This window comes from Glycocaulis sp., assembly GCF_052168375.1.
GTDB lineage: Bacteria > Pseudomonadota > Alphaproteobacteria > Caulobacterales > Maricaulaceae > Glycocaulis.
Map to the genome: position 1 here is coordinate 1 of NZ_JBQLZR010000188.1, position 3,942 is coordinate 3,942.

A 3,942-nucleotide genomic window follows, 5' to 3' on the forward strand; every position below is an offset into this window, starting at 1 on the left:
GCCGCGAGGTGATCCCCGAATACGAGCAGCAATTCCGCGATCTGTTCACCCGCCTCGCCCTGTCGGTGGACTGGAGCCGGGAATACCAGACGATCTCGGACGAGAGCCGCACTGTCTCGCAGATGTCCTTCCTCGACCTCTACCGCAAAGGCTTGCTGGAGCGGCGGCTTGAACCGACGCTCTGGGACCCGGCGGACCGCACCGCGATTGCCCAGGCCGAGGTGGAAGAGACCGAGCGCGAAGGCAAGCTGAACTATGTCGCGTTCGCGGTTGAGGGGGGCGGTGAGCCGGCGGTCATCGCAACGACGCGCCCTGAACTGATTGCGGCCTGCGGCGCGCTGATCATCCACCCGGAGCATCCGCGCGCAAAGGAACTGATCGGCAAAAAGGCGATCACGCCGCTTTATGGTGTGCCGGTGCCGATTGTCGCCGACGAGACGGTGGACCCGGAAAAGGGCACCGGCATGGTGATGTGCTGTACCTTCGGTGATGTCACCGACATCCAGTGGTACCGCACCCACAAGCTGCCGCTTCGCATCGTGATCGGGCCGGACGGCAAGATGATCGAGGACCTGCCCATCGGTTCGGATGATTGGCCGAGCGTGGATGTGGCTGGTGCCAAGGCGACCATTGCGGCGCTCGCCGGCCAGAAGGCGGAAGCGGCGAAGGCGGCCGTCATCGAGATGCTGCGCGAGGCGGGCGTCCTGCTGAAACAGGAAACGACCCATCAGGTCATCCCCGTGGCCGAGCGCTCACGCGCGCCGCTGGAAATCATCGTCACGCCGCAATGGTTCATCCGCACGCTGGACTTCAAGGACGAGATCCTGGCCAAGGGCCGCGAGATCGCGTGGAAGCCCGAATACATGCGCCAGCGCTTTGAAAGCTGGGTCGAGGGTTTGAAATGGGACTGGGCAATCTCGCGCCAGCGCCATTTCGGTGTGCCGCTGCCTGTCTGGTACTCACGCCGTCCGGGCGAAGAGGGCAAGGTGATCGTTCCCGATCCGGAAAGCCTGCCGGTCGATCCGACGGTCGACCTGCCTGCGGGCTATACAAGCGACGAGGTCGAGGGTGAGCGCGATGTGATGGATACCTGGGCGACCAGCTCGGTCAGCCCGCAGCTTGTCACGCGTTCCATCAATGAAGAGCTGGCGCTGGATGCAGAGGTGCACAAGCGCCTCTTCCCGATGAGCGTGCGCCCGCAGGCCCACGAGATCATCCGCACCTGGGCCTTCTACACCATCGTGAAGGCGCTCCATCACCAGAACGCGGTGCCATGGAACACGATCGCCATTTCCGGCTGGTGCCTTGCCAGCGACGGCTCGAAGATGAGCAAGTCCAAGGGCAATGTCATCGATCCGGTCAAGCTGCTGGACGAGTACGGTGCGGACGCGGTGCGCTACTGGACGGGCACGTCGCGGCTCGGCCATGACACCGCGCTGGCGCCCAACGTGCTCAATCAGGGCAAGCGGCTGGTCACCAAGCTGTGGAATGCGGTGAAGCTCGCGCACATGGCACTCGAACAGGCGGGTATCGATCCGGTGTCTCCGAGAGCCGATATCGAGGCCGGTCATATCACTCATCCCATGGACAAATGGCTTCTGGGTGAGCTGTCCGAGACGGTGGAGAAAGCCACGAAAGCCTTTGAATCGTACGAGTATGCGCAGGCCCTGCGCGTCACGGACGATTTCTTCTGGCGCACCTATTGCGACAATTACCTCGAGATCGTGAAAAGCCGGACGCGGTTTGAAGGCGAGCCCGATGCCGGCCAGCTCTCGGCCCTCCACACGCTCTGGCATGCCAGCATCATCCAGCTGAAACTGTTTGCGCCTTTCATCCCTTATGTCACCGACACGCTTCATGACGTGCTCGCAGGCAAGGCGGGATCGGATACGGCGACGCTGCATGCGCGCGGCAACTGGCCCAAGCAGGAAGATCAGGCCGACAAGGACAGCTTCCGCAGCGAGGGTGATGCGTTCGTGTCGATCCTGGCCGGCGTCCGCAAGGTGAAGAGCGAGCTGCAAGTGTCGATGAAGGCGCCGATCGAGGTGCTGACAGTGGTCGCCGACGCCGACCAGGACATTGCCAGCCTGATCGGGCCGGTCGCCGAAGACCTCAAGGCGGTTACCAATGCGCTGCAGGTGCGCATGGGGCTGGCGCCGTCGGATGCGCGCGTTTCCCGGTCTCCGGACGAGCGTTTCGAGATTGCGCTGGAAATGGCACCCGCTGCCGATGCGGACGCCTGATTTCAGGCGGCGCGGGTTCCGTCCGCCGGCAGCTTGAAGGGCAGGGTAAAATGGAAGCTCGAGCCGGTTCCCGGCTCGGATTCCACCCATATCTGCCCGCCATGACGCTCTACCGCCTGCTGGCAGATCGCTAAGCCAATACCGGTCCCTTCATACTCTTCCCGGCCATGCAGGCGCTGGAAGGGCGCAAAGATCTTTTCGGCAAAGCGCTGATCGAAGCCTATGCCGTCATCGGTCACGGTAAAGTGCCAGTCCTCGGCGCGCCGTTCGGCCGACAGGTTTACGCGGACGCCAGCGCCCTTGCGGTATTTCAGCGCGTTGGAGACGAGGTTCTGCAAGAGCAGGCGCAGAAGTGTCGGGTCTCCCTCCACATCGGGCAGGCTCCCGGACTCGATCTGCGCACCGGCGTCCTCGATCAGCAATTCCAGCGCCGCGAGTGTCTCGGCCAGCACGGCATCCATGCTGACCGGGCGGATGTCGAGCGTGCGCTTGGCCGCGCGCGAATAGCTCAAGAGATCATCGATCAGACGGCGCATCCGCCCGGCGGCATCGACCAGGAATTCCAGGCTGCGGTCTGTCTCCGGGTCCAGCATGCCCTGATGGCGGCGTTTGATGAGGCTGGCAAAGGCGGAAATCTTGCGCAGGGGCTCCTGCAGGTCGTGAGAGGCCACGGCGGCGAACCGGTCAAGTTCGCGATTGGTCCGTTCCAGCTCCGCGGCATAGCGTTTCAGGGCCTCGTCGCTTGCCAGCTTTTCGGTGATGTCGAGGCTGATGCCGTGTACCGCGACAGCTTTCCCGTCCGGACCATATTCGACCGTGGCGGACGAAACCGTGTCGATAATGGTGCCGTCGGCCTTCACCATCCGGGCCTGGACCTGCTGCATTCCGCCATGGCTGATGAGGCCGGCCATGCCGCCACCCCGCTCGACTGCCTGCCATGACTCTTCCGTCAGGAAGGCATGGTAGGGCTGGCCGATGACGGCTTCACGCTCATAGCCCATCGAGGAGAGCCAGTATTCGCTCACCCTGAGCACTTTTCCGTCAGGTCCAAGCGAGACAAGCATTACAGGCGTGGTCGCGTAGATCTGGCGCAAGCGCTCGCGTTCAATGTCGAGCGCATCAGCGTATTGCTTCTCGGCAGTAATGTCGACGACCACACCGCCGGAGCGGATGGGGTTGCCGGCATCGTCCCAGGCTGTTGGCTGACCTTTTGCCCGCACCCAGCGCCAGCTGTCCCCGTCGCGCAGGCGATAATCTATCGGGCCGGCAACTTTGCCGGCCATGATGTCGCCAAGTGCCTTGCGGGCGATCTCGCGATCATCCGGGTGGATGATCGGGCTCCAGTGGGCCGGATCAATATCGCCATCATCGATCGAGCGGCCCATCCATTCGAGCAACTGGCCGCGCACCGATTGCTGACCGGTTTTGAGATCAACGCTCCATATGGCGGAAAGCCCTGCATCCATGGCTTCGTTCAGGCGCTGCTCGCGGTCGGCCAGCTCAATCTCCAGCCGTCTGCGGCGTGTGATGTCGACAAGCGTGCCGATGGCCTCGACGGGAACGCCATCCTCGTCCCAGGCGCTTATGGCGCCCCGGTCCTCGACCCATCGGCAGGTTCCGTCCTCGCCCTTCACCCGGTAGATAGCGTTGAGCGGCTCGCCTGCCAGCATGCGGGCGACGCCATCCACGCAAATGTGGG

2 protein-coding genes are annotated in these 3,942 nt (G+C 63.4%); one reads left to right on the forward strand and one right to left on the reverse strand.

Annotated elements, in window-relative coordinates; translation table 11 throughout:
- On the forward strand, positions 1-2,243 hold a 2,243-nt coding region (locus ACTS2Z_RS07485), incomplete at its 5' end, for a valine--tRNA ligase (protein ID WP_442572592.1).
- Positions 2,244-2,245: 2 nt separating this feature from the next.
- Here the strand turns inward: ACTS2Z_RS07485 and ACTS2Z_RS07490 are convergent.
- The coding region (locus tag ACTS2Z_RS07490; protein WP_442572593.1) for a PAS domain-containing sensor histidine kinase at positions 2,246-3,942 on the reverse strand (1,697 nt) is incomplete at its 5' end.